At 58.8% G+C, this 26502-nt stretch carries 21 protein-coding genes and 3 pseudogenes; 17 read left to right on the top strand and 7 right to left on the bottom strand.

Annotated features, from left to right (window positions below):
* Positions 1 to 431 precede the first annotated feature (431 nt).
* From IVB54_RS40005 to IVB54_RS39985, 5 genes and pseudogenes are all read left to right on the top strand, one after another.
* Positions 432 to 596 (top strand): hypothetical protein, encoded by a 165-nt coding sequence (locus IVB54_RS40005; protein ID WP_247409343.1) that lies wholly within the window; start codon positions 432 to 434, stop codon positions 594 to 596.
* The gene (locus IVB54_RS40000) at positions 589 to 3072 is read left to right on the top strand and encodes an AAA family ATPase (RefSeq protein ID WP_247480366.1); all 2484 of its coding nucleotides are present in this window, start codon (positions 589 to 591) and stop codon (positions 3070 to 3072) included. The genes IVB54_RS40005 and IVB54_RS40000 overlap by 8 nt, the downstream gene beginning before the upstream one ends.
* Positions 3073 to 3669: 597 nt before the next feature.
* Positions 3670 to 4703, top strand: a pseudogene (locus tag IVB54_RS39995) (IS110 family transposase).
* A gap of 323 nt (positions 4704 to 5026) precedes the next feature.
* The gene (locus IVB54_RS39990; RefSeq protein ID WP_247777626.1) at positions 5027 to 5365 is read left to right on the top strand and encodes a transposase; all 339 of its coding nucleotides are present in this window, start codon (positions 5027 to 5029) and stop codon (positions 5363 to 5365) included.
* Positions 5277 to 5786 carry an IS5 family transposase gene (locus IVB54_RS39985; protein WP_245286348.1) on the top strand — a complete coding sequence of 170 codons (510 nt, stop codon included), beginning with the start codon at positions 5277 to 5279 and terminating at the stop codon, positions 5784 to 5786. The genes IVB54_RS39990 and IVB54_RS39985 overlap by 89 nt, the downstream gene beginning before the upstream one ends.
* Positions 5787 to 5968: 182 nt before the next feature.
* Here the strand turns inward: IVB54_RS39985 and IVB54_RS39980 are convergent, their stop codons facing one another.
* A complete protein-coding gene (locus IVB54_RS39980) occupies positions 5969 to 7189 on the bottom strand; it encodes an IS701 family transposase (RefSeq protein WP_247285483.1) in 1221 nt (406 codons plus the stop codon).
* A gap of 110 nt (positions 7190 to 7299) precedes the next feature.
* Positions 7300 to 7476: a hypothetical protein gene (locus tag IVB54_RS39975; RefSeq protein ID WP_247478256.1), complete on the bottom strand. Its 177-nt coding sequence runs from the start codon at positions 7474 to 7476 to the stop codon at positions 7300 to 7302.
* Positions 7477 to 7862: 386 nt separating this feature from the next.
* Between IVB54_RS39975 and IVB54_RS39970 the strand changes: the two are divergent.
* Positions 7863 to 7985: pseudogene (locus IVB54_RS39970) on the top strand (transposase); the annotation flags it as partial.
* Between the two features lie 138 nt (positions 7986 to 8123).
* On the opposite strand, the gene IVB54_RS39965 reads toward IVB54_RS39970, so the two are convergent.
* Both IVB54_RS39965 and IVB54_RS39960 read right to left on the bottom strand, forming a co-directional pair.
* Positions 8124 to 8669, bottom strand: a complete 546-nt coding sequence (locus IVB54_RS39965) for a hypothetical protein (protein WP_247478257.1) — start codon at positions 8667 to 8669, stop codon at positions 8124 to 8126.
* 769 nt (positions 8670 to 9438) lie between these two features.
* A pseudogene (locus tag IVB54_RS39960) lies at positions 9439 to 10327 on the bottom strand (ABC transporter substrate-binding protein); the annotation flags it as partial.
* 407 nt (positions 10328 to 10734) lie between these two features.
* Between IVB54_RS39960 and mobC the strand changes: the two are divergent.
* The 11 genes from mobC to IVB54_RS39905 all read left to right on the top strand — a co-directional run bounded on the left by mobC (position 10735) and on the right by IVB54_RS39905 (position 22870).
* Positions 10735 to 11118, top strand: coding sequence for a plasmid mobilization relaxosome protein MobC (mobC, locus tag IVB54_RS39955; RefSeq protein ID WP_247777625.1), 384 nt, complete (start codon positions 10735 to 10737; stop codon positions 11116 to 11118).
* On the top strand, positions 11115 to 11966 hold the full coding sequence (locus tag IVB54_RS39950; protein ID WP_247477077.1) for a relaxase/mobilization nuclease domain-containing protein: 852 nt from the start codon (positions 11115 to 11117) through the stop codon (positions 11964 to 11966). The genes mobC and IVB54_RS39950 overlap by 4 nt, the downstream gene beginning before the upstream one ends.
* 526 nt (positions 11967 to 12492) lie before the next feature.
* Positions 12493 to 12927: a hypothetical protein gene (locus IVB54_RS39945; RefSeq protein ID WP_247482126.1), complete on the top strand. Its 435-nt coding sequence runs from the start codon at positions 12493 to 12495 to the stop codon at positions 12925 to 12927.
* A gap of 15 nt (positions 12928 to 12942) precedes the next feature.
* Positions 12943 to 16953, top strand: a complete 4011-nt coding sequence (locus IVB54_RS39940) for a hypothetical protein (RefSeq protein ID WP_247777624.1) — start codon at positions 12943 to 12945, stop codon at positions 16951 to 16953.
* Positions 16954 to 17058: 105 nt separating this feature from the next.
* Positions 17059 to 17403 (top strand): hypothetical protein, encoded by a 345-nt coding sequence (locus IVB54_RS39935; protein ID WP_247477060.1) that lies wholly within the window; start codon positions 17059 to 17061, stop codon positions 17401 to 17403.
* Positions 17381 to 18244, top strand: a complete 864-nt coding sequence (locus IVB54_RS39930) for an SIR2 family protein (protein WP_247477084.1) — start codon at positions 17381 to 17383, stop codon at positions 18242 to 18244. The genes IVB54_RS39935 and IVB54_RS39930 overlap by 23 nt, the downstream gene beginning before the upstream one ends.
* 123 nt (positions 18245 to 18367) lie before the next feature.
* Positions 18368 to 18691 (top strand): hypothetical protein, encoded by a 324-nt coding sequence (locus IVB54_RS39925; RefSeq protein ID WP_247477058.1) that lies wholly within the window; start codon positions 18368 to 18370, stop codon positions 18689 to 18691.
* 908 nt (positions 18692 to 19599) lie between these two features.
* The gene (locus IVB54_RS39920; RefSeq protein ID WP_247777623.1) at positions 19600 to 20562 is read left to right on the top strand and encodes a hypothetical protein; all 963 of its coding nucleotides are present in this window, start codon (positions 19600 to 19602) and stop codon (positions 20560 to 20562) included.
* Between the two features lie 37 nt (positions 20563 to 20599).
* Positions 20600 to 21292 carry a TauD/TfdA family dioxygenase gene (locus IVB54_RS39915; protein ID WP_247477054.1) on the top strand — a complete coding sequence of 231 codons (693 nt, stop codon included), beginning with the start codon at positions 20600 to 20602 and terminating at the stop codon, positions 21290 to 21292.
* Positions 21289 to 22221, top strand: coding sequence for a hypothetical protein (locus IVB54_RS39910; protein WP_247477052.1), 933 nt, complete (start codon positions 21289 to 21291; stop codon positions 22219 to 22221). The genes IVB54_RS39915 and IVB54_RS39910 overlap by 4 nt, the downstream gene beginning before the upstream one ends.
* A 121-nt stretch (positions 22222 to 22342) precedes the next feature.
* Positions 22343 to 22870: a hypothetical protein gene (locus IVB54_RS39905; RefSeq protein ID WP_247477050.1), complete on the top strand. Its 528-nt coding sequence runs from the start codon at positions 22343 to 22345 to the stop codon at positions 22868 to 22870.
* 69 nt (positions 22871 to 22939) lie between these two features.
* Here IVB54_RS39905 and IVB54_RS39900 read toward each other — a convergent pair whose 3' ends face one another.
* The 3 genes from IVB54_RS39900 to IVB54_RS39890 form a co-directional block, all read right to left on the bottom strand.
* Positions 22940 to 23521 (bottom strand): hypothetical protein, encoded by a 582-nt coding sequence (locus tag IVB54_RS39900; RefSeq protein ID WP_247477048.1) that lies wholly within the window; start codon positions 23519 to 23521, stop codon positions 22940 to 22942.
* Between the two features lie 70 nt (positions 23522 to 23591).
* Complete coding sequence (locus IVB54_RS39895) at positions 23592 to 24671, bottom strand: UvrD-helicase domain-containing protein (protein WP_247477036.1); 1080 nt, start codon at positions 24669 to 24671, stop codon at positions 23592 to 23594.
* A complete protein-coding gene (locus tag IVB54_RS39890) occupies positions 24655 to 26247 on the bottom strand; it encodes an AAA family ATPase (protein WP_247477033.1) in 1593 nt (530 codons plus the stop codon). The genes IVB54_RS39895 and IVB54_RS39890 overlap by 17 nt, the downstream gene beginning before the upstream one ends.
* Between the last annotated feature and the right edge of the window lie 255 nt (positions 26248 to 26502).

Here is a 26502-nt window from a genome sequence, read left to right as displayed (position 1 = left end):
TTATTACGTGAGTGCGCGACGTGCACCGAATCAGCACACGGCCTATTCTCCAACGGAGTCGCTGATTCTCTTCTTCATCGGCCAACGTCGGGCAGCCAGGAGATACATCATGAGATTCTGCGATCCATCGCACTGGTTGCAGACTCGTCGCTCTCCTGCTTGCGACGGTCGCTTTAGTGTGGATCCAAGTGACCATTGGCCGTCCTCCGAGAAAGACGAATCAGCCGAATCGCGCAGCAGCGGAAGCGTGTCGCGATTTTGGGCTCCTGGTACAGGATAGTCTCCGCAACTAAGCTAGTAAAATTGAAGGAAGTGCCATTTTTCTGCGGCAGTCTCGGTGCCTCAGGCAGACAATAGGGAATAAGCGCGTGGAAAGTGAAGTAGAGCCTATAGAGTCGCCCGAGGCATTTCTTGCGACATTGGGAGTAGGCTTGACGCAGAGGGAGGGTGTCGATGCCGGCTTGGCGGATATCCTGAAGACGCACATCCTGAAAGCGCAGCCCGCGCAGAACGCCGTCGCTCAGGCCAAGGACGCCGTCCTGAAACTCGCAGGCGAACGTGCCAATCCTCCGAACGCGGGGCTGGCCAATGGCTGACTCTTACTTCCTTCAGTCCTTGGAGCTTTCCGGGTTCCGCGCGTATCTCCAACCGAAGACATTCGATTTCAGCAAGAAGCGCTGTCTGGCGATCTTTGCGCCGAACGGAAGCGGCAAGTCCAGCGTCATCGATGCGCTGGAATTCATGTTCTCCAAGGATGGCACACTCGAAAGGCTCGGGCTGCGCACTATCAACAACCAGGCCGGGCCGGTCGCACTGGCGCACAATCTGGCGGAGGAGGCGAAGATCGCTCCGGCGGTCACGATTGGCGTCGTTTCGGGCAAGCATGCCACCAGCGGCAGCCGATCGGCGATAGGGGCGAAGCGGCCGATGCCGGCAGTGGCCACGACTGTGAACGCCTGCTTCGCGGTGCCACCAATCATCCGCGGGCACGCGCTGCGCACCTTCGTCGAAATTCATACGCCCGAACAGCGCTACACGGATGTCGCCAATTGGCTGCAGCTCGGCCCTTTAGTCGAGGTGCAGAAGAATATTCGCGCGCTGCGCACGCAGGTAAAGGCGGCGTCGGAGGACGGGACGGCACTGCAGCGTGTAGATACCCAGCTCGCTAGGGAGGCGGCCCAGGTGGTGAAAGCCTGGGATTCGGCGGCGATACTTGCTTACGCCAACATGTCGGTGTTAGCTCCGCTCGACGCGTCGCTAGTGCTGGCGGCGCTGACGGCTGGCGATCCGGCCTATCTCGAGCTGGAAGCGCGCGCTAAGGCCGAAGAGAACAAGATCGGGCTTGCAGGCCTGCGTCAGATCCGCAATGCGGCGGCCGCCTTATGGGCGGAGCTAACGGACGCGGAGAGCGGCGAGGCCGTCGCCAGCGGCGCGATTCCGACCTTTGATGGGGCCGTGGGGGTGCTGTCGGCCGCGCTTGCCGAGGAAGCGGAAGAGCGCGAGAAGGCGGCGAGCACCGTGTTTCAGGCTTTGTGGAAAGCCGCGGAGCCGCTTTTCGCCGAAGGTGCACCGGCCCCTGCTGTATGCCCGGTCTGTGAAACGCCCGTAGCTGAGACGGCGGCGGGCAGCGCCGAGGCGATCCGGGGTCATATCGCCAATCATCTGGAAGAGCTGGCCGATTATGCCGACGCCAAGAAGGCGCTCGACGCGGCCAAGACTGCTGCGACCAAAGCTCATACCCAATTGGTGGCTGCGTTGCCGGGGCTCATTGGCCTCCTCGGCGAAGATGAAGCGGAACTGAAAGCCGATCTCATCGCGTATCAAGCCGGCATAGCCGGCTGGCCTCAGGCTGGCGTGCCAGCCTCGGCGGATATCGTTGCGGCGATCGCCAAGCTGCTCGCTGCGCTCGATCAGACCATCTTCGACATAGAGTCGAAACAAGGGGACCACACCTATATCAAGGCCAAGACGACGGTCGATCGGCTGCTGGAGCTACAGAGAGAGCGGGACCTCGCCCTGCGGACGCGAGCTCAGCTGGGGAAACTCTCTGATGCCTTGACGGCGCAGGCGACGATAATCTCGGCCGAGATCCGCAAGAAGGTGCAGGCCCTTCTCGACAAACTTCAGACGCCGATGAACGACATCTACGAGCTGATCCAGGGCGCTGGCGCCGCGCCAATCCGGTTGGAGCTGCCGGCGGAAGACGACACGAACCAGCAGCGGCTCAACCTCCTGATCGATTTCGCCAAGAATCGCACTGGCGTGCAACCGGGCGGCTATTTGAGCGACTCACAGATCCATTCGGTGGCGCTGGCGTTGCGGATGGCGGCGATCCAGCAGTTTAACTTCGGCGCGCCCATCATCGCACTGGATGACATAGTTACCTCCTACGACGCCGATCATCGGCGCACCATTGCAGGGCTCATCGCCACCATGTTCGATGGCAGCCAAATCCTGATTGCCACCCACGACGAGCGGTTCTTCAACTATTTGAAGGACCAGCTCGAGCCAAAGGTGTGGCACTTCACCCGGATTATTGGTCTCGATCCGGCCTACGGGCCGCGTTTCGCCGACCACAAGGTCAGCGACGAAATGGTCGAGGCGCGTTGGGCTGTGGGCCAGTCGGCGGCCAACGAGATGCGTCAAGCCGAGGAAGAATGGCTTCTCGGCGTCTGTCGGGATTTCGGGGTCAGCGTGCGGATCCGGTCGCTGGAGAGGGCCTATTCTTACGAACGCAGCGAGTTGGCCTCCGCGCTTGCCGGCCTGCTCAAGGATGCCAAGCTCGCGCCTGCGCTGGTGCCGGGGGTCAACAACCGCTTCCTCGACAGCTTGGTGAAGGGCGAGATCGAGAATTTTGGCAGCCACTTCCAGGACGGGCTTTATGGCGGCGGCTCGATAGGCGACGAGAAGGCGCGCTGGGAGGAGTTCAAGGCTTTCCGCAGCCAGTTCGCCTGCAAAAAGTGCAGCCGGAAAAAGTTCCAGAGGCCTTTTACTCTCAAAAAGCCAGTATGCGCGCATGATGGTTGCGAGGCGCAGTTCGAGTTTGCGGTAGTGCCGGCAGGTGTGGCTTGAATGGGAGGCCGTTCAAAACCCTGGAGCTGGCGACGCGCAGCTTCGAAAAGCAAGGCGGCGCCACCGCTTTCTTCAAGGCCATGCTTAACCGCTACCGGCCCGGTGAGCGGGTGAGGGACGAGGATGTTTGTCGGCGCAGTCGAGCACGCTTGGACCATGCGGATTGATCCACAACGCGAACACCATTGCTCACTTGCGTCCTTTGACCGCCGGTTGCGCCATTGCCGCCTTTTCCCGATCCCGATCAGGAAAAGCTCAAATTCGTTAATCGATGAGGGAAGGTTGGCTAGCAGAAGCTTGCGAATTGCTCGGATCGCGTGATTGCGCCGCCTTTGCGAAGAAACGATCAGCGTTTTAGCCGACAATTAATCAACTACCGGGGGGCGGTGAATCCTTGGCGAAAAAGAGGCTTCGACCGGCATATGGGAAAATTCACACGTCTGCAAAATTGGGGAGTCTAAGTCCGGCGGCTGGTTCTAGATGCCGTAATGGGCCCTGCTCCGAGGAAGGGGTCATGATGGTGGCTGTCCCCCGATAGATGATGAAACGGGGTCACGACTTGAGTCGGCCCCAAGCATCTAGAGACGGAGGACAGCCGTGGAGAACTATGCCGGAATCGACGTGTCATTGGAACTGTCGAGCGTGTGCGTTGTGGATGCCCAGGGTAAGATCCTGAGAGAGGCGAAGGTCGCAAGCGAACCCGACGCCTTAGTTGAGTTCTTTGAGACGCTCGGCTTTGCAGTGGAGCGGATCGGGCTGGAGGCTGGGCCGCTATCCCAATGGCTGCATGCGGGGCTGAGAAAAGCAGGATTCGAAACGGTTCTGCTGGAAACACGGCACGTAAAGGCCGCATTATCGGCGATGACGGTAAAGACTGATCGCAAGGATGCCCGCGGGATAGCCCAGTTGATCCGGATGGGCTGGTCCAGCCGGTGCACGCAAAGTCGGTCGGTGCGCAGGAGATCCGGGCACTCCTGATCGCGCGCAAACAGCTTCTCGGGCGACTTATCGACGTGGAATTAAGTATTCGAGGGATTTTGCGTGGCTTCGGGCTGAAGGTTGGCCCGGTGACGCGGAGGAATTTCGAAGCGCGGATCCGAGAGTTGGTTACTGGTCAGGCGACATTAGAGCGCATTGCCGGTGCGATGCTTTCGGCGCGATCTGCCTTGAAGGCAGAGTACGGAAGGCTGCACAAGGCTGTGCTGGCAACTGTGCGTGACGATGCGGTCTGTCGCCGGCTTATGACCGTGCCGGGCGTTGGTCCCTTGGTGGCCATCACCTACAAATCGGCGATTGATGAGCCTCATCGCATCGCGAAATCGAAGGCGGCAGGTGCGCTGTTCGGGCTCACGCCAAAGAAGTACCAATCGGGAGAAAAGGACGTCACGGGCGGAATCACGCTGGCCGGTGACGAGATGGTGCGCACGGTATTGTATGAAGCCGCCAACGTTCTGCTATCGCGCATCACGCGGTTCTCAAAACTTAAGCGCTGGGGGATGGACGTCGCCAAGCGGCGAGGCTCGAAGCGCGCAAAAGTTGCCTTGGCACGTAAGCTTGCAGTGATCCTGCATCGGATCTGGGTCGACGGCACAACTTACCGATGGGCTGAAGCGGGCCCGATCGCAGCATAGAGCACGAGGAGAAGAGCCGGAATGCAACCGGGCTGAACAGAAGCCCAGTGCCCGAAGTCCCGTCGCCGGGACGGTGGATGCGGTGAAGCCGTTACACGCCCAGTGGCCGTCGTCCGACGAACCACGCGTATCTAGATAGGCTCACCGCTCCCTCTGACAGCATGATGTGGCGGCCAGGCGTTGACCACGGACAGAAGCATGAGCTCGGCGGCGCGACGTTCACCGGGAGGCTTGACATCATCGGGCCCATTACAGAAGGGTCTGTACCTAATTAGCGAGTTCTGATTCCCTCGTGCCAAGTTGATTCGGCACGGGGGACTTCGATGCGCAAAGGACTGTTCTGGCTCAACGACAAGCAGTGGGCTCAGATAGAGCCGCATCTGCCAACGAACCAGACCGGCCCGGCGCGCCAAGACGATCGACGCATTATCAGCGGTATCATTCACATGCTCCAGTGCGGCGCACGCTGGCGCGATTGCCCGTCCGACTATGGCCCTTACACGACGATCTACAATCGGTTCATCGCTGGGCTACGCGCGGACATTGGCAGGCGATCTTTGAAGCGCTCGCCCGCTGCGGCAAGGACCGAGTGGCTTTGTCGATCGACTCCACCTCGATCAAAGCGCATCGCTCGGCGAGCGGCGGAAAAGGGGGGAGTGTGAACAGGCGATCGGCCGCTCGCGCGGTGGGCGGACCACGAAAATCCACGCGCTGAGCGACCCTGATTGCAAACCTTGCGCATTTCATCTCACTCCGGGACAAGCCGCAGACATTGCCGCAGGGCCGGCCCTTTTGAAGCTCGCGCCGCCCATGTCTTCCCTCATTGGGGACAAAGGCTACGATGGCGACGGCTTTCGCGCCGAAATCGTCAATCGCGGCGCGAAACCCGTCATTCCAAACAAATCCAACCGGGTAACCCTCCACAGCTTCAGCAAGCGCCTCTATAAAGGGCGCAATGTTATCGAGCGCTGTTTCTGCCGGCTCAAGGATTTCAGGCGTGTTGCTACTCGCTACGACAAACTTGCCAGAAACTTCTTGGCCGCCGTCCACCTCGCCGCTCTCGTCGCTTATTGGATCAATTGAGTCTGAACCCTAGCATTACAGTTGCTTTTTTGATTTGAAGTGGGCGCGTTGAGCGGCAGCCTGGTGAGCTCTGCGCCAGAAGGACCATGCGATGATGTGTGCGGGTTGAATCCGCTTCCGCGCAAGTCTGATAGCAATGCGGCGGATTTCCTGGATTGACCAACGGATCAGTGGTGGGGTGGTTATGTTTTGGCTTTTGCCGGGGGGCGCCGTTTCGTTTTTTTGGGCGGTGGCGGATTAGCGCGATGTCGGATCGCGGCCATCATGGCGAAGGCGAGCATCACCAAGGACACATGACGGTGCCAGCCATGCCAGGATCTGCTCTCGTTGTGATCGAGCCCGAACTCGTTTTTCGCCGTTTCAAAGCTGTCCTCGATCGCCCATCGATGGCCTTCGACCGCGACCAGCGTTTCAATGGCTGTTCCCGCTGGGCACCAGGTGGTGAAGAAGGCGAGGTCATCATCGGCAATGCGACGACGGATCAGTAGACCGCGTGTCCACAAACCGTCATTTGCACTGTTGGACTGCTCGGCCTCGAGATCCGCCAATTCGAGATAACACCAATCGTGCAGCCGCGGTCCTTTGGTTCCGGCTCCCGCCGACAGGCGCTTCCAGTCGGATGAGCGCCGCGTCCGGGCGAGGTCTGCAGCCGTACCGGCGACCGGCGGTCGCTTGCCCCAGGATCGAAACACATGAGCGCTGCTGACCCCAAGCACGTAGCCTTTGCCTGCCCGACGTAGTTGCTGTTCGATGTTGCCAACACCGTAGACGGTATCACCGGCAACCCACTTGAATGGTACAGACCCGGCTATCGCGCGTGCGATCATTCTCGTCGCAAGCTTTGGTTTGGTCGCAAAGCCGACATCGGCAGGCACATATGTGGCTTCCAGACGATCTGGATCGTCGGTCCATTCCTTCGGAAGATACAACGCGCGATCGATGAACGCATGGCCATGACGCGAAACGTAGGCAGCGAAGACGCCGATCTGGCAGTTCGTGATCTTTCCTGCCGAACCAGTGTATTGCCGCGCCACTCCGCATGACGCTTTGCCCTGTTTGAGAAAACCGGTCTCGTCGATCACGAGCACCGCATCGTCATCCGCCAAATGCTCGATGACATAGTCGTGCACGATATCGCGCAGGGCATCAGCGTCCCAGTCTCCACGACCCAGAATCGCCTGCTGCCGCCATGGGCCGGGATCGCCAGCCGCCTCCGCGCGCATCCAACCGGTCTTGCGCTGCTCATCTCCGAGCAGACCTTCCAGGAACAGACCTGCATTCGTCGCAACACGCTCTTGCGTGAACAACGGACGTATCCGTTGCTTGATCTCTCGAAGCGACGCCGCCCACAACGCAAGCGTCGCCTCAACCGACGCGGCCCGCGCCCACGACATTCGAATCATGGTTGCCCATGGATTCAGAAGCCCGCAACAAAAGCAACTGTAATGCTAGTTCTCTTTAACGAATCTGCGCGCGGCTCCCCGGATCGAAACAGAATGCCGCGCGCAAAGCCTCATCGCATGGACAACGAAACACCAAGCTTCGCGGCTTTTACCTTGGTCGCACCGGCTGTGCGCTTCAAAGCCCTCGCGATTCTTGTAACACCAGCCTTGGTCTTGGCCATCTGTTTCATTTGTCGCACGTCATCCTTCGTCCACTCGCGACGAACGAGTTTCGTTTTCTTGGCCATAGTGTCTCCAATCGCATTTGGCGGGGTCGGGCTTTTATCGTCCGCAACATAGGTTTTCAAGTTAACAACATGAAAATCCCACTCTGCGGGCCGACACGCGGCTTGGTTTCAATCAATCACCAAAGAATTTGAACTTTACTGTCATCGTGTCCGGCTTCCCATCAAAGCCTGTGAGGCTTGGGACCGCTCAGAAAAGGCGCTCGAAGCGCTTGCCAACCGTGGCATGACCTACCTTGATAGGTTTGGTGCCCCGCGCGCAAGGCCGGAGGTCGGGATCGAACGAGATAGCCGCTTGGCATTCGCCCGGCTTGCCCGCGAACTCGAGTCGTGCCTTTATTTGGGCGCTAGTGCCCAGATGTTCTTTGATCGGTACCTGAGAAGATAGCCGCCAATTTACTCGCCTCACCAATGGCTTCTCTAAGAAGCTCGATAATCACGTTGCGGCAGTTGGGTTGTACGTTGCGCATTGCAATCTGTGCCGCACTCATGAAGCCCTGCGCACGACGCCAGTGAAGGTGCTGGGGCTTGCTGGCAGGCGTGGATCATTGCGCAGCTTGTGGACGCCGCGCTTGCGGTCGCCCCTGCGCTGCCCACCGAGACCCGCCAGATCGCCGCCGGAAGTTCACGGTAATTCAGGGCGGCAAGAATTAGCCGTTGCGTGGAGGCGCGAGCAATGATGGTAAAAGATCATTGCTCGCGTATTTCTCTACCACTTTGAAAAGTGGCTCATAGTTTGAACGCTTAAATTGGCCATCATAAGCAACGCCGATCCTAGCGGCCATCTTGTGTAGAGTGTCGTAATGCTGTGGGATGTTCTTATCCAGCGCTTCCAAAATGTTTGGAACGAACGTGTCTCTCGCCGAGGCGGCATCGATTCTTCCGTCCAGTATTGCAGACGCTATTATTTTCAATTCGTTGAAGTAAAGTTCTCCAGCCGTTGACACGATCTGAAAATCAGAAAGAGTCGCGGGATCTGTTTTCGCACAATACGTCCCAAGCGCGCTAACGTATTCGAGGTATCGCTTTTCCTTTTCACGCTTGTGAGAATTGCCGTTTTCGTACAGGCGCTGCCTATGAGCGCTCCGTTCAGAGGCCGTCATGGTGATTCGATTAGCCAAAAACCCAGCCACCCCGCCGACCACGAACGTTGTCCCCGGCGCGGTAATGAAAGCCCACAGTTCGTCTATCGTCACTTCTTGTCGCCAGCCTGCTGCAATAATAGAGCGATAGTGTCGGCCTCCGAGGCGTAGACCCGAGTCTTATAATCGGTAAATAATTGCTTTGCGGCCCGATCTCCGGCCGCGTCCGGGCTGTGTCCTTGTCGGATAAATTCTCTGGTCAATCGAGCCCATTCGTCGGCTCTATCGGGTGACGGGTCGTGTCCGAGTCCAAACTTGATCTTTAGCCCATGCCCAATACTTGCCATCACATCCTCCCAAATGCCCACGCGGCCCGATGCCGAGTTACAAGTATCATCGGGAGACCATTCGGGCGAGTTGTGGAACCTGAGTTGTCCACCTCGAATGGGAGGAAGGGCCATCATCAGTGGCCCGTTTCGAACCCCACAGTGGCCTATTCATACCAATACCCGGCGGGGGTGCTGGCCTATGCTATTTTAAATTGTTATCGTCACAGAACACTCAATTAGATTGAGGCGATGCTGATTGCGAATGTCCCCGACAAACTAACCCGCGAGCAGGTTGAATTTTGGTTCGGGCAGTGCCGTAAATCATTGCTGGGAATCCAGGTGAGCGAGCCGTGGCCGGTCTCACCGACACCTCGCCGAGCTAACTGAAAAACTAGACGCCCTCAAAGAGTAAGGCCGGCTCAGTTGGCGGCCGGTTTCAGCTAGGCTCGCTTTCTCTGACTTACGCCCAAGTTATTCACAGCCACGATGGGCAGTAGCATTCAATCCGCTCCATGCCCAGCCCTGGATAAGTTGCACATCGCGCTCACTTCTAGCTACTCCCTGCCGATCTCGCCTGAGATGGCGCTGCCGAATAACTCGCCGTGCTGACCATTGAATCGCGACATCTGCATCTGCTCGATGGGGAAGTAGTCGGTCGGGCTCGTGTTGATCTTGATGCCTGGCAGGAGCAGACCGAGCTCAAAGTTCTTTAGACTCGCCGCCTGCCTCATGATGTTTTCGCGCGTCAGGTCGTCGCCGCATTGCCTCAGGACCTGGACCAGCGTTTGCGCCATGGCGTAGCCATAGACCCTGAAGGTAGACGTCTTGTCGCCCTCGGGAAAATACTTGTCCATGAAGGCCGACCACTCCTTGATGGCGGGATCATCATTCCAGGTCGGATCGGTCGGATCCTTGATGTAGTTCGAGGAAAGGACACCCTTCGAATTTTCTAGACCGCCGGCTTCAGGACGGAGCCTACGGAATTGGAGATGCTGGCGAGAAACAGCGTCGGCTTCCAGCCAATCTCGGCGGCTTTGCGGATTGCCTTGCCGCGAACTTGGGCGAGGTCTCGTCGAAGAAGATATCTGCGCCGGAGGTCTTCAGCGCAACCACCTGAGAGTCGACCGTGGGTTCCGTCGGGTCGTTGGGTATTTCGGCGATGATCATGCGCTTCGCGGCTTCCGCTCCAAGGCCGTCTCTCAGGCCCTTGAGGTAGTCGCGGCCGGAATCGTCATTCTGGTAGAGCACGCCGATCTTACCCTGTGGAAGGTTCTGCAGGATGTACTTGGCGTAGATCCGACCCTCGGTCTGGTAGGTTGGTTGCCATCCCATAGTCCAGGGGAAATTCTTGGGATCTCCGAACTTGGTGGCACCGGTTGCCACAAAGAGCTGGGGTACTTTCTTGGCACCAAGGTATTTCTGGATCGCGTTGTTGGTCGGCGTACGCGGTGCACATATTTGGTGCCGATGTTGCCGATCTGCGCGTACGGCGTTCGTGGAGAACAAGAATTAGGGGCGACGGCTGCGTCATTGCCAGAGGAATTCTCCGCATCGATCGTCGGCGGGGTTGGATCTCATTTGCAGCAACTGGCGAGCTTTGAATGCCGGCCCTGTTGGTTTGAACCAACATGGAGGGGGTGGAAGAATTCGCGTTTTCTAGTGCAGGATAGGCTTCGCGCCAGCGATGTATTACATCGCGATTGGGATTGGCGTGCATGGCTCTGATCTCGCTTCACGTCTCCGACGAGGTCGCTGCGGAGTTCTCAGCTCTTGCCGCCACCCAGGGCGGCAAATCCGCTCTGCTTCGGCGTCTCATTGCCGATTCACTAGCTACACCAGCGCCGCGCATCTTGGCGTTGCCGGTCGGGCGGCCGGAGAAGGTGACGGTGCGATTTCGCGAGAGCGAGCTGCGGCAGCTCGCGGAAGTGTCACATCAGCGCGGCATGACCCGAACCGGATGGATCGTCGCACTGGTGCGCTCGCGGTTGGCCTCACCGGTGCAACATTCCCCGAGCGAGCATGACGCACTTCGAGCAATCGTCCGCGAGCTTAACCGGATCGGCGGCAACATCAACCAGATCGCGCGCGCCGCAAACACCAGTGTTCTGCAGGGCAGGGCGGTTGAATCCGATCTGTCCGCAATTCAAGAGGCCAAATTGGTCATTGAGAAAGAGCTCGCGCACGTTCGTAATGCGCTGAACGGCAACGCGGATTATTGGGATGGATGGCGATGAGCCGGCGCTCGCCGCGACCGACCGACTTGGCCTCGGAACTTCCGCCGATCTCGTATGTCTGGGAAACGCCCAATCGGCGCCCGCGGCGGGCCGAGTGGGATATTCCCGATCCGGCCGCTGCTGGCCGCCTTACGCCGGCGATGCGTGCAAAGCTCGAACGCATCGTGCGCCGAGCGCCGGAGGTAATGGTCAAGATCACCGGCCGGACCAAGAGCGTAGCACATCTCAAGTCGCACCTGGCATACATCACGCGAAACGGCGAGCTCGATGCGGAAACAGAGCAGGGCACGACGCTGGCAGGTCGTACCGGATTGAAAGACCTGCAGCAGCAATGGGATGATGATGCCGGTCTCGACAACAAGCGCCGCCGCGACGGGTCGCTTTCAGTCAACATCATCCTGTCGATGCCGGCTGGCACCGATGCCGTCGCAGTCAAGGATTCAGCCCGGGCATTTGCCATCGAGTCGTTCGGCTACAATCACGACTACGTCTTCGTCCAGCACCTCGACGACAAGCATCCCCACGTGCACTTGACCGTCCGGTCCCTGAGCCACGACGGCAAGCGACTCAATCCCCGCAAGGCGGATCTTCAGGCCTGGCGGGAACGATTTGCTGGCGAACTCCGGCTTCGCGGGATCGCGGCGGAGGCTACGCCCCGCCGAACCCGCGGACGGGCTCGAAAGGCCGATCGCGGGGCGGTGCTCGCTTTGCGCAAGCGAAAGATCACGCCCGAGGTTGAAAGGCTCGCCCGTAAGGAGGTGCTTTCGGAAGTGAGGGGCGGCAGGACTGCCAAACATCCTTGGAGCGAACAGATTAAGTCACGCCAGGACGCTATCCGCCGGCGATAGATCGACTATGCCGCCGAGCTAGAGCGGTCTGGAGTGGCAGAAGATCGCGTGCTAGCGCGACAAATACGGCAATTCGTCAACGAGATGCCGGCTGTCGAAACCCGGCGGCATGCGCTGAAAAGGGCGCTTTCGGAGCTGGCCAGTAGCCGGCGCCGAGACGCGAAGAAGGACATGGATGCAGCGGGGCGCGAAAAAACACGAGGCGATGAGCGGACTAGATAGGCGAGCTCAGATCGGGGGTTCGATCGCAAGCGCGGTTTCGCAAAATTCTCGCGATTCCGTAGCAACTTCGGTAGCATCGCGGCCGAACGCCAACAGTGATCTAGTCCTTGATTCGGCTGCGAGCTCGAGTCCTTCGGATTCACTGCATCGCGCCTGCGCACTATCAAAAACAGTCTCTTACGTCTTGCCCAGACCAGATGCTTTGGCGGCGAGCACGCGGCAACAGGATCCTCAACCCTCTCAAGACTGAAACAGGGGTTCGATCCCCGCCGGCAAGCCGAGGCGGTCGCCAACGGCTACGAGGATGCGCGACGGCGGGCTCGGTCCCCTGGGGTTCGACTATGTCGAGAGCGGTCAATTACTGATGCTTCCGCCCGAAGCCTGGCTGGACCGGGTCATCGCGCTGGATAAGCCGGAACTACGGAACGATGCCGCGGCCCGTGCTGCTGTCCTCGGGACCCAGCCTCGTCCCTCCTTCCAGCTTTCCAAGCTGTTCGAGGAGTATGATGGTCTTGTCAAAGATGAGACGAAGAAATTCTCGCCGAGTCAAATTCGTATCTGGCGGAACAGCCGGGTGCGTGTGGTCAAGGAGCTTGTCGATGTCGTTGGTGACAAACCTGTCACCCGACATCGGAGGTGGCCGCCGACGCGCCAGCGGCGGCGGATGCCCAACATGCTATTGATAGGGGTTCGGTGGCGCTTGACAGCGGTGGGTTGTGGAAGCGAGCTATTGCCCTAAGTAGAAGCCAGCAGCATGACACGCACCGTTCGCCGGACCAACATCGAACCCGACCGGCCACAGGACGCAGCGCCTCGCCCGTTTAGCGATTTTGTGGCCGCGCCAAACCTTGTGCTCCTGGGCGACCCCGGCGCCGGTAAAACGCATGTCTTCAGGGCGGCCGCCGCGGCCGAGGGCGCACGGTTTCTGAAAGCCCGGACCTTCCTCGCCATGCCAGCCCACATGCTGGCCGGGCAGTCGCTGTTTATCGACGGCCTCGATGAGCAGCGCGCGGGACGCACCGATCGGGACGCTGTTGATGCCGTGGTGACGAAGCTCTTCGAGGTCAATCCCGCCAAGGTGCGGATTTCCTGCCGGGTGGCCGATTGGCTCGGGGAAAGCGATCTTGCGGCGCTGCAACCTTATTTCGAGCAGCACGGCGAGACGCCCGTCCTCCTGCTCCAGAGCCTTTCCCGCGGCGAGCAACTGGCCGCTCTCGCTGCACAGGGCGCGGGGCAAGCCGAGGCGGATGCGTTCCTGACCGAAGCGGTTGAGCGCGGTCTCGGCGATTTTCTCGAGAACCCGCAAAACCTCATCATGCTCTGGCGCGCGGTGCAGGCGGGTAACTGGCCAGCGACGCGCAAGGCGCTCTTCGAAGTTTCGACCGGGCTCTGGCTCCAGGAGTCTAACCAGGAGCGCGCGCGCTCGGGCAGCGGCTCCTACTCCGCCGCCGAACTGCGGCCCATCGCGGGCGCGGTGTGCGCCGCGCGCCTTATCAGCGATGTCGAGGCCATCAGCCTCACGGATCAGGAGGGCACGGAAGACATCCCGGGCTATCGCTCGGTCACGTTCTTTCCGCCGGAGAAGGTGCAAGCTGCGCTGGGCCGCCGGGTCTTCGATGCGGGGCCTGAACCCGAGACGGTCGATTACTCGCACCGCACCACGGCGGAATATCTCGCGGCTGAATTTCTGGCGACGCAGGTCAACGAGGGCCTGCCCTTCGGCCGGGTGGTCGCGTTGATGGGTGTCGATGGGCATCCCGCGGCGGAATTGCGCGGGCTCCACGCTTGGCTCGCGGTACATCTGCCCGCGCATGCCGACGCGCTTATCGAGGCGGACCCTTATGGAGTCTTGACCTATGGGGATGCAGCTTCGCTCACGCCTTCATCCTGCGCCTGCCTTGTGCGGGCACTCGACAGGCTTTCGAGGGAAAATCCCTGGTTCCGTTCGGGCAACTGGGAGTCGAAAGCCATCGGCGGTCTGGCACGGCCCGACATGGTCGGGGAATTCCGCGCCATTCTGAACAATCCCAATTCGGGCTTCGGCGTGCGTTCGGTTGTTGTGGATGCGCTTGCGCTCGGCCCGCCGATCCCGGCCATGCTCCCGGACCTAGCGACCGCGCTCGCACGGCAGGCCTCACCCATGGCTGAGCGCCTGCATGCATTGACCGCGCTGCTGCGCTACGCCGTGGCCGGCGAAACCGCCATCGGGCAGGTCTTCGGCAGCCTCGGCAAGACCACCAACGACCTGCGGCTCCGCGCAGAAATCATACGGGCCTTTTATGGTCGCCCCTATGGCGCGGCAGACGTCGTGGCGCTTCTTAACGACGCCCAGACGGGTGACGAAGCGGCCAGCACGGGCCTGTTCTGGAATCTTGCGGACGATATTCCACTGGCTGACCTCTCGGCTGTGCTTGATGGCATTGTCGTCCCGAATGAAGAAGCGAGGGGCTTTGACCGGCGCGCCTGGGAGGCCGGCACCTTCTACGCGCGGATCCTTGTCCGCGCCTGGCGCGCGCCGGGTCCCATGGACCCAGCGCGAGTCATCAACTGGCTTCGCAAGCGCGTCGCCTTCAAGGGCGGAAATAACGAAAGCCGGGCGCGCGACTTGCGCGTCGCCATGGGCGAAACGCCCGAGCGGCTCACAGAGCTGGCGCTGCATTTCTTTCGGACTGTGCCGCTGGATGAGAACCGATGGCTCTCCTGGCATCGCTTTCGTGAGGCGCTGCTGTTCGAGCTGAACACGGACGCATTGCTGGACCTTGCGTTGGCGGAGTTGCTCGCTACGGCGCCGGGAAGTGACCGCCGCGTGTTTCTCTGCGACATCGCGTTTAGCCTCTGCTATCACGCCACGGAACCACACGCGAGCCAGGTGTTCGATCGGCTCTTTGCACTGCCCGATGTGGATGCGGCGCTTGCGGCCACCCGCACGCGGGCAACGGTTTCGAACCTGCCGGACAGGTATTTTGAGGGGCGCACGAGCCGAGAGGAAGTCGATACCGAGGAGACCCGCGAGAAGCAGCAGCAGGACTTTGACCGCAATGTCGGGCAAATCCGGAGCGGCCTTCATGCAGGCTGGCTGCTTCATATCATGCGGCTCTATTTCGCGCAGTACAACGACGTGGACCGCGTAGCCACGCCCCGTGCGCGCGTCGCCGCGTGGTTTGGCGAAGAGAGAATCGATGCCGCGCTCGAAGGGCTGGCTGCGTCGCTCTCACGCGACGACCTGCCGCCATTGGCCGAAATAGTGAGCTCAACGGCTCAGCAGCAATACGCCGAATGGTGGTATGTGCTCGCAGCGGGTTTGAATGAGCGCATGTCGGCCGGGCAGGGCCTCTCAAACCTGCCGGATGATTTTCTGAAAGGAATGCTCGTCTTCGATGTTGCCCATCCGGTCTATGTGCCGCGGGACGGGGTCGAACACGTGATGGTTCACCCCTGGCGCAAAGAATTGCTGGAGCAGCGCCCCGAACTGGTGCGCGACGCCTATCTGGAAATGGCGCGGGCTCGCCTCGCAAGGGGACACGAATTCGCCGATGGGCTTCACGAACTTCTGACTGATGTAGCTTTTGAATCCTATCGAGCCGATATCGTGCTGGGCCTGCTCCGGGACTATCCCAACGCATCGCCGTTTCGCCTCGACGAAATGCTGAGCGCGGCCATAAAGCTCCCAGTGCTGCATGACCGCCTGCTGGCATTGGCGCAGACCGTGCTGGCAGGTAGCGTTGTTGACCAACGGCAGCGGGATCTTTGGCTGGCCACAGCTTATATGCTCGCGCCGGCGGCGTTCGAGAACGATGTTCGGCAACGGGCCGGGGCCCATCCTGCCTTCGTGTTTGACCTTCGTGACAAAAGCGGTTTTGCCGGGAGGGGGCAGCCTCCGCAGCCCTTGCCGTTGCCCATGGTTGAATTCATGGCCCAGTTGGCGGGCAGCCATTTTCCCAATGCATCGCATCCGTCCAGCGGCTGGAGCGGCGACACGAATGCGTGGGATGCGGCCGATTGGGTGCGCTCGCTCATCAGCGCGATTTCTGCATCGCCAAGTCAGGCGGCGACCGACGCACTTGAAAGGTTGCGGGACGACAGCCAACTCGCCTCGTACCGTCCTCATGTTCTTCATGACCTCGCAAACCAGCGGCAGCGGCGCCGGGATGCTGATTATGATCGGCCGAGCTGGCCGCAAACGGTGAAGGCATTGGCCAACCTGTCCCCCGCGACCGTGGCCGACCTTCACGCGTTGCTCGTCGCGCATCTTGTCGATCTCAAGCATCGCATCGCGCGAGCGAACACGGATATTTTCAAGCAGTTCTGGAATCTCGACTCTCATTCAAAGCCGGATAAGCCTCGCCCTGAGGAGGCATGCCGCGACGATGTCGTGACGCTAATGCGGCCGTCTTTGTTGCCGCTCGGTATTACGGTCGAGCCTGAAGGCCACATGGTGGCCGACAAAAGGGCCGATATCTCGGTGGCAATGCCGTCGCGCAAGGTGCTCTGCGAGCTGAAGCGTGACTATCATGCCGAGGTCTGGACGGCCATTCAGGGGCAGCTTGAACGGTTTTATGCGCATGACCCCGATGCGAAGGGGTTCGGCGTCTATTGCGTGTTCTGGTTTGGGGACAAGAGGCCGTATCCCATCCCCGCTCCACCGAACGGCATGAACCGGCCGCAATCCGCCGCCGAGATGGAGCAGATGCTCATCAATCTCATGCCGCAAAACATGCGCCAGCGCCTGGCCGTCATCGTCATCGACGTGTCGGGCGCAGTATAGCTGCGCTCGATTGGGCGAGATTGCGTGCTGACCTGCGCGGTCCTTGATAAGTGACCATTTTTGTTGCTTGATAAAGCGTTCCAACCTAAATGATTTCAGGCAGTCGTGGCTCCCAAATACCTTGCGCATTTCCCAAAGCCGTTATTGGAAGACCTTGTGAACGGCCGATGGCTGCCCGTCATTGGGGCGGGCATGTCGCTGAATGCGCAATTGCCACCGCCCGCCAAGATGCCGCTATGGTCTGAGCTTGGCAAAAGCTTCGCCGACGAACTCCAGGACTACTCACCGACCAGTGTTCTGGACGGCATTTCGGCCTACGAGCATGAATTCGGGCGGGCCCGTCTCATCGAACGGTTGGCGGAGCTGCTGCATCTCGATCGGGTCCACCGGGTCCCGCGCATAAGGAGTTTGCAGCCTTCCTTTCGATATCGTCTGCACAACGAACTTTGATTTCCTTCTTGAGAAGCAGTACGACCTCGACCGGCAGGATAACCGGACGGTTCACCCGGTGGTGGACGAGGACCAGCTTTCCATCAATGTGGGGGCAGCGGGTACGCTTCTTCTCAAGCTGCACGGAGACGTGCGCCACCCCAAGCGGTTGGTGGTCACCGAGGCCGACTACGACGGTTTCCTTACGAACTATCCTTTAATCGCGACCTATCTTTCGAACCTTCTCATCACCAAGACCGCCGTGTTCATCGGGTACAGCCTCGACGACCTAGACTTCCGGCAGATCTGGAATGTGGTGGCGAGCCGCCTCGGCAAAACGCGGCGCATGGCATATGCCATCATGGTCAATGCGAAGCCCGGCGACATCGCCCGCTTCGAGCGTCGTGGGGTCAAGGTCGTCAACCTGCCGGGTACGCGCGAGAGGTATGGCGCGGTTCTCGCCGAGGCTTTTGTCGAACTGCGCGAATATCGCCGTGAGCACGCGGGTCCCACGCTGAAGGCGACCGAAGAAAAGCCGCTGGAGCAGTTTCTACTTCCGCGCGACGCCATGACCCGACTTTGCCTGTTTGCGACGCCGCTCGATGTGCTTCCGTTCTACCGCGAGAACGTCTTTCCACTGGCGGAAGCTGCGCGATTCGTGCCGGTTACGGCCGCAGACGTCGTCAATCTCGGCGACAGCGTCAGCGCGAAAATCGATACGCTCATTGATCGCGCCGCCGTAATGGTGGTGGATGCGAGCTCATCCAATACGCAGCTCGAATTGGGGCTTGCCCTGGCACGCGCCAAGGAAACGAATGGTAGGCCAAACCGGCGGCGGCTTGTGAGGTTATCCCCGTTCTAACGGAATTCTCTCAGTTGTCGGCTCCGAACCTTGGGCTATTGGTTTTTCAGCGTCCGGCGGTCCTGTCAAGAGAGCCCGTTTGTGCAAGACCTTGGCAGGCACCTGCAACGCCTAGCGGACGCAATGGGCCTCGCGCAGCGCCAGGAGCCGCGCCGGCTTCTTGAAGCCGAGGAGTATCGCGCGGCGGTTATCGCGGCGATGACGCTTCTCGAAACAACCTTACGGGAGCACCTGAGCAAGCCTGCGCGGGAAGCAGTTCGGCGGCCGATGTCGATCCGGCAACTGCTCGGCTTGGCAACGGAGCACGGCGTCGCCTTTGACGGTCATGATCAGGTGATGGGATGGACGAAGCTGCGTAATGATGCGGTTCACACGGGTAAGCTGGTGACGAGGAACGACGCGAAAGCCGTGGTCGAGGGCGTCGAACGGATTATCGCGGCCTTATGACGTCGAGAACCAGCGCATTGCTCTCGGCCGCGCGCGAGCTGCCACCGGGCGATGATGCGCTGTGGCGGGGCCGCCGGGTTATCTGGAAAAGAGCCGGACTCATGGGCTCCGGCCCTGACCGCGTGGCTCGGACCATCCTTTCGCGCGAACGCGATGCAGCGGCTGCGGCCGGGCAACTATCGAGAAATCTGCTGGGATGACAGCGAAAATGCTCGATCAGTTTGTCCGGCGTCATACGTGCCCCCATTTGCCAGCGGATAGGTTATATCGGCGAGGCACGCCGGGAGAGGCCAGAGTCTGTGCCTTCAGAAGTGGGGTCGCGTCTTCTGGAAAGTCCGGCCGGGCGCCTATGCGCAAGCGCAGCAAGGGGAGGCTTGCCCTGCGAGGCCGGTTCGTGTGGTTCGAGCCGCCCCGGCTGGTCTCTGGCTTTGTGAAGACGGGTCTGTCTTCTGTTAGAACTCAGGATTTCGCCGGTGTGAGTGGTGCGCGAGCGTTGGCCTGGCCCTTCGAAGCTTGGATGCCCCCGCGCTGCCGCGTGGTGGCAGTGGTGCGGCCGGGTCGGCGGTGCCAGCAGCGCAACAACGTCCTCGGGCGGGGTCAGGAGGAGCTTGCTCTGGTCATTGCCGCCGTCATGCCATCGTAACCGTGTGGCTAGGGTTTGGTGGAAGCAAAGCCTTCGGCGGGGGTAAAGCGTTCGACGCGAAAGTGCCTTCCGGGATTGAGGGCGACCTGGTCGGCTGCGAGCCAATGAAAGCCATGTGCCGTGGCAAAGGCTTCCGCGCTTGTTCGATAAATAGGCTCTCGCGATCGACAAGCACGACACGGGCACGGAAGTCCTTGCTACGGCGGATGCCGGCGTATAGCGCCATGATCTATTGTCCGACGTTCGCCCCGGACGGTGAGGTACGATGACTAGGAAGATTGTCTATCTGGATCAGAACAAATGGATCGCACTGGCAAAGGCGGCAAAGAATCCTGATGAAAAAAGCGAGGCCCGTTCTGCACTGGAATTTCTGGTCGGCGAGCGAAAAGCCGACCGCGTATTACTTCCTTTGACGGCTACAAACATCTACGAGACGCACAAAGTCAATAATCCCGAGCGGCGCTTCGATCTGGCGTATTGCATCACAACGCTCGGCGAATCTTGTGTATTCCGAGGTAGGCACAAGCGCCTCGAAATGGAGGTCATCGATACTGTTCGGCGCGCGTACGATTTGCCGCTCCCGGCGCGGGATGCCAATTGGTTTCTCTCGCAAGTTTTCTACGAAGCGACAGCGGAGTGGGATGATCTGCGTCTAGGACCAGTTGTATCGGAAAAGATGTACGAATTTGCAAAAGGGAATCCGCAGGAATTTTTGTTTCGGTACCTGATGGAAACACCGGAAGACATCCGGACCACCGCCGTCCAGCGATTTTCGAAGGGGATGGACGGCATTCGCCAGCACGTCGAGGAACGCCGGACAAGGCATGCGGGTGAAAAGGAGTCGATGCGGCGGAACATCCAAAATGCCGTGCTGATGATAAACAAAATCGATGAAATTCAGGCTTGGGTCTCTAAAGCGGCCGTTCCTGACGTTTCAGTGCGCGACATCCTTGAAAAGCACGCGCGGCGCATCATGAACGAGACGCCGACCTACGCCATAGAGCGCGAGCTGGCATTGCGGCTGGAGGGGCAGCACAACCGACCCATCCAGGAAAATGACTTTCGGGACATGCAGTCCTTTTGCGCGGTTATCGCTTATTCCGACGTCGTGGTCGCGGAGAACCAGTTCTCGAGTTTGGCGCGGCAAGCCGGCCTCGACCGCAAATACGGTACCGTTATAACGACAAGCTTTACAGCGATGATGGAAACGAGGTCCGATACCAATTGATCTGGAGTTGGAAAGGCACCTAGGAGCGCCCGATTACATGACCGTCCTTTCATCACAAAAACGTTCAGAAATTGGTCCTGATCTCACGCAACGGGTAATTGGCCGCGGCTGGCTATCCATGTCTTTGCCGCGCCTCTCAGAAAGCTTCGAAGAGGATTTGCTTGCGCTTTCAAGATGGCTTGGTGAGCCTGTCTCCGGGCGAAAACGTGCTGCTGTGGAGTCGTTGCGACTTTTATCGCGCGAGGCGGCTCATCCGCGCTCACTTAGTGCTATTCATGGCCAACAAGCATTTCCTATGCACACTGATGGGGCGCATCACGTCTGTCCCCCGCGCTTTCTCGTAATAGCGTGCCGGTCTCCTGGCAAAGCCGATGTGCCTACGCTACTTACCCGATTCAGCAATCTTGCATTGACCGAGGATGAAGCGCGACAGTGCGAGGCGGGGACGTTTCTAGTACGAAACGGGCGTCGTTCCTTTTATGCAAGTATCACCGATCGCGCGCGCGAGTTCATACGCTTTGACCAGGGCTGCATGACGCCGGTTACTCGGGAGGCTGCGGCGGCACTCGAGGCGATGCGTGCGCGGCTCTCCGGGTGCGAAAAGGTCGAAGTTCATTGGCGGGAGGGCGACGTGCTTATTATCGACAACTGGAGGGTGTTGCATGGGCGCGGGCAGCTTGCGCCGTTCGCTTCACCGGACCGGCATCTTCAACGAGTGAGCATTCAATGACTAAGCAGATTGCGCCAGCGCTTTCACCCGAGGCCCTGCTCGGAAAGTCAAAGGCTTATATCTCTCGGGCTCTTGCCGCCAAGAATACTAAGGACATGGGAGAATATCAGTTGTGGGCTTCACTCGCCCTTGAGCTTCTTGGTAAGTGGGCGCTCGCCGAAATACACCCTTGTCTCGTTGCTGACCCACAAGGAAATGCACTGTTGGCCGCGGTTGGAATAAATGTTGCCACAGACATAAAAACCATTACCGCGAAGACAGTATTTGAGCGTCTGGGCCATGTCTCCAAGCGTTTCGACAAAAAGACGGAAGAACACTGCACGACGATGAGCTTGAAGAGGAACGCCGAGCTTCATTCCGGTGAGGTGCCGTTCGCAGCGGTCCTTCCGGGGGCGTGGGAGGGCCGTTTCTGGCACACGGCGGCGGTCATACTCGATATTCATGGCAAGGACATCGAAGTCTGGCTGGGCATTGATCCGGCCAAGGCGCCGAAGCAACTCATGGCGGACTATACACATGCCATAGAAGAAGCCGCCAAAATTCGGGTGGAAACGGCCGCTGACCAGTTTGCAAAATTAACGAAAGCAGAACGAAATGCTGCTCAAGCGCATGCGAAGGGAGCGGATCCTCTAGACATGCGTCGCAGCTTCAAGATGTTCGCCGAGAAAGTCTGGGCGATAGAATGTCCGGCTTGCAAGTCAAACGCGTTTCTCGCCGGAGTTTGTTACGGGGAGGAGGCCTCAGATGATGACAACGACCCCTTCGAAGAACTGGTTGTCGTGCTATATGTCGCCGAGGAGTTCTACTGTCCGGCCTGCGGACTGCGCCTTGGCAGCCGGGAAGAAATCGAAGCAGTGGACCTTGATGTTGAGCACACGGAAACAGAGGCTCGCCAGCGAGAATATGAGCCTGATTACGGAAACGATTGAGTTTAGCCACCTCTCACGACCTCTTCCATGAACCTTCCAAGCCTTATTACCAGAAGCATTGAGATCGCCGATCGGTCTTTGCGGAGCTCATTCCCCGAGGACTATCACAATCGATGCATGTATGCGGCGTTTGGTTTGGCCGCGCTCCTACAGGATGCCGGTATTTCTGCGCGAATCGTGGGTGGCGATTTCCTGGCATTTGTTGTTTCGGCTAGGGCTGAAAGAGCGGGGACAAGGCTTTGGTTCGGGAAAAAATGAGCCATCGCACTATTGGGTCTCGCTTCCGGAGACGCTCGTCGATTTGGGTCCCCACTATTTGCCGCGCGGGTCAAGTTTCGAGGCGCAGGAGATTCCATTTGTGGCCTGGTCGCCGGCGCAAGCGCTGCCCAAGTTTCTTCGATACCGCCCGGAAATTGAGTACCATCCGTCGGGTGTCCTTCAGTCAACACCGGAAATCGTGGCAAGGATGGAGGCATTTCTGGCCAAATGCCGCGCGCGCTTCGCTGAGCAGCGCGGCCAGCCGAAGCTGCCCACATGGGTGCTCACGGGCGAGGCCTCTCTCCGTGATGCGGCTTCGCGCGGAAGCGGCTGGGCGCGGAACGCCATTCGGTTTTCGACCGGAATTCAGGACGACCAATTACCCTTTTAGGCTCTCCAGTTATCTTGAAAGCGAATACTGCTTCTCCACCCACTACGCAGCTATATGAGATATACCTTGTTAAAGCAGCTTCTCCTGCCAAAGAACGCAGATCTCATCGAAGTTATCCGCATACTTGGCCTTGACTGCCGCGATGGCGGCCTCGGTCTCTTTCTGTAGGATGCTGTATGTGCTCATGTTGAGGTAAACAACAAGCTTGCATTTACCTGCGTAGCCTTTTGCGATCTTTCGCTCGATGGCCTTCTCAAGCCGTTCCGGAACTGCAAGTGCTCGGGTTCGCCAATCCTCGGCCGTCTCCTTCTTCGCCTCTTTGCCTTCGCGGTATTCATCGCCCCGCCGCCGTCCTTCTTCCAGCACTTCTGTGATTTCGATGTTTACAGAGGCCTTAGGTGATCCGGTCTGCCCGTCAGGCCATTGTGCGGACTGGCCCACAAGACGCACCTGCTCGGTCGGACGGAACTTCACAAACTCCGCTAAAACCATCGCATCAAGGAGAAAGGAGGCTTCGGCCCGGTTGAATAGCTTGTCCGATTTAATCGGCGCAGCAAGTTCTTCGACCTTTGCGATGAACTCCGCAGGTGTCTGCCAGCGTTCAAGGGCTTTGCGCCCGTCGGGCAAAGCCTCCAAACTCTCTTCGAACACGTAAGGCTCCTCAATGTTGCAAAACGAAAGCGTTTCCCGAAGGCGGTCAGGTTGTTTCGTCGGAATACGGCTATGGTCGGTATAGTTTCACAGCCGCAAGCGAGGCTCCGTCTTCCACAACAAAGGCTGTGCTCTGCCGGGCTCGCGTGACGGCGACGTACAGCTTGGGGATCTCTTTCCCGGCGTCGGTGAGCTTTCCGCTGCCGAGATACTTGCGCAACGGCCCATGCGGATAAATGAGCGTTCTATCGAATGTCATGCCCTTCGCTGCGCCAAAATTAATGGGCCGACCAGGGATGTCGCTGTATTTTCGGCTGTATCGAAGAGGCTGAGGCGCGTACTTCGCGCAATAGTCGGCGACATGCCTGTTCTCGATTGCAAAAACGCCGTCGTGACCGGTTGTGACGGCGTTGCGTGAGACCGTCTTTTGCGCGCCCGGAAAGAACAAGTCCGCGAAATCGCAAATGTCTTGGACACAGCGGTGGCTCTCGCTCTGATAGTGGAGGGAGCAAAGTTTCGCCGTCTTCCACTCCTTGAACTTATCGACGATATGGCTGCGTACAAACTTCTTGTTCTTGCGGGAATCGTTTGTCGTATAAGTTGCTTGTCGATGGTCGCCTACTAGTACGATCTCGCTCTTTGACTTGAGCAGGTGTTCGATCAGATCGAGATCGTAGCCTGACAGGTCCTGGCTCTCGTCGATAAAGAGCCTTTGAAAGATTTGCTCGAACCGACGAACCGGCTGGCCTCCCGTCTGTCGAATGATTTCGCAGGCAAACTTGGAGACTTTGTCAAGGTAAATCATTCCGGGCTTTGAAAAATAGTGTTGCCCAATATTCGTCGCTTTAGCAAAGCGTGCCGTTTGACCTCGCACGAATAGCAAACGCGATACCCGCGGCTTATAGAGTTGCGTTTGATAGGGTCGGATGAAGTGGCGCAGCAAGAACGCATACCAGGTGCTGATGACGGTGTGAGCGGGAACGGCGCGGTGGCGCTCGCACGCAATCTTCACCAGTTCATCAGCACCATTTATTGTGTAGGTAATGAGCGCAGCCTTACGGCTTGCGTCGCCACATGCGTCATCAACGATGGTCGTCGATTTGCCGGATCCGGCGCATGCGAGAATAATGCGATTAGCGGATGGCATCATTGATATAAGCCGGAATGACGAACACGTCGGCGCTATCAAACAACTTTAGCGCGACGTCGGTTTTGTTCGATTTCATGTAATTTAGCAGGGAAGCGTCATCAGCATGTTTTGTCCCAAGAAGCCCATTAAGCGTCGCCCGGCCGTTGGCATGCAATAGCTGTGGTTCCAGGGTTTGAAATTGATCGTCCTTGCCGACGCAAACCTTAATATTGGGCGATTTGACGTATTCGGCGTAGCCGGCAGTCTTCGTGGCCTCTTTCCCGTCGTTGTCTGTCACCACGGTGACGTCAATCTTCAGCAGGCGGGCAATGTCGAGAAAGCGTTTAAAGGCCAGAGAGTTGACCGAGATTACCTCGACACCCTTGTCGAGCGGCATGGCTTTGTGAACCTGGTAAAAGGCCTTCTGTACGACCAGTTCGTCCGATGGACCTTCGACCAAGATGCTGCGCTTCGCGAGGATCATTCGAAGCGTGTCGTAACCCGGAAGTTTTTTGAAATAGGCGTAGGTCGTCTCCGGCAAATCCTTGAGGCGAACACCGCTCCTGCCATCGAACATAATCGTATTGTCGATGCCGAGCTTGTTGAGAACAAAGCTGCTGTGCGTCGTTATGATAAGCTGGCGTCCTTCGGACTTCGCGATGATCTTCCCGATCAGCCGGTTTAGATTCGTATGAGAAAGATGATTTTCAGGTTCTTCCATCAGGAAAATATCGCAGGTGTCAGACGCCTCCATGGCAAGCTTTACCTTAACGGCGTTTTGTTCGCCCTTTCCGACAAGCGTGAGCGGGATATCGTCGAGATGGGGCATCACGCCCGCTTCCCAGCTTGCGCGCGACGTCACGTCCATGGCAACGGACAACGTTTTGTCGGAGACCGCGCCGGTTTTTGAGGCCAGCTCGGCGTTAATCGCGCTGATGCGCGCGTCGCCTTGAAATTCATCGCGCAATTTTCGGTAGGACAGGGCCAGCTCGACTGACTGCACTTTGGTGAGATAGTCTCGAACAATCTCCAACACGTACCGGTTGGCGGCGTGCATGTTTGAGATCGAGCTCGGGTCTATCAGGACAGACTTGACTGGAATCGCCTTGGACGTCAGGGGATCGCCAGCAAAGCTCAGCCATTCGATCTCATAATACTCGATCGGAATGCTGTTCAGTTCGGACGGGCTCTTCACGTATTCCCGGTATTCATCCTTGAAATTGTCATCGAGCTTGATCTTCAGGCAGATGCCGGGCAGGTCCAGCATCTCGCTGTTCATTGTGCCTTTCAATTCAGCCAGTTCCGGCTCATCGCGAAAATATAACTCGATGAGGATCTCAGGTGGCGGCTTCGGCTTCCCGCTCTTGTGGCCGTCAATGAACTCGGTAACAGCCTTGGTGCTGAACAGGAATGGATGAAGCTCGTAAGCGGCCGGACGACGGGCAAGCTGGCACCTGAGCGCAAGATTAATCGCTTCAAGAAGGGTCGATTTCCCCGATTCATTGTCCCCGACGACGATGTTTGTACCAGCGCCCAAAGTGAGGTCAGTATCGTGTAACGTGCGGTAATTGCGCACGATGACGCGTTCGATTGTCAAAGAATCCCCCCGAATCAAAACCCGCAAAGTTTCTCTGCTTCGCGCGCTGGTTGCAAGTCTCCTACAGTAGAGGTCGGTAAACGGGAAAGCTGTGGACAGGCCTGGCTGCCATACTAAGCGCAGACGCATCCATGGTTGGTTTGTTTTAGAGTTGAATAGGACCACCCGTTGATCGACGGATCTTTGTCCCTGCTTCATGTGGGGCCATTCGCACCTGCCGATCGTCAGCTCGACCTGCGGTCGCGCGCCTACATC

This window comes from Bradyrhizobium sp. CW1, from assembly GCF_023100665.1.
Taxonomy (GTDB): domain Bacteria; phylum Pseudomonadota; class Alphaproteobacteria; order Rhizobiales; family Xanthobacteraceae; genus Bradyrhizobium; species Bradyrhizobium canariense_D.
The sequence above is the reverse complement of the archived record's forward strand: the minus strand, read 5'-3'. Positions and strand labels throughout refer to the sequence as shown.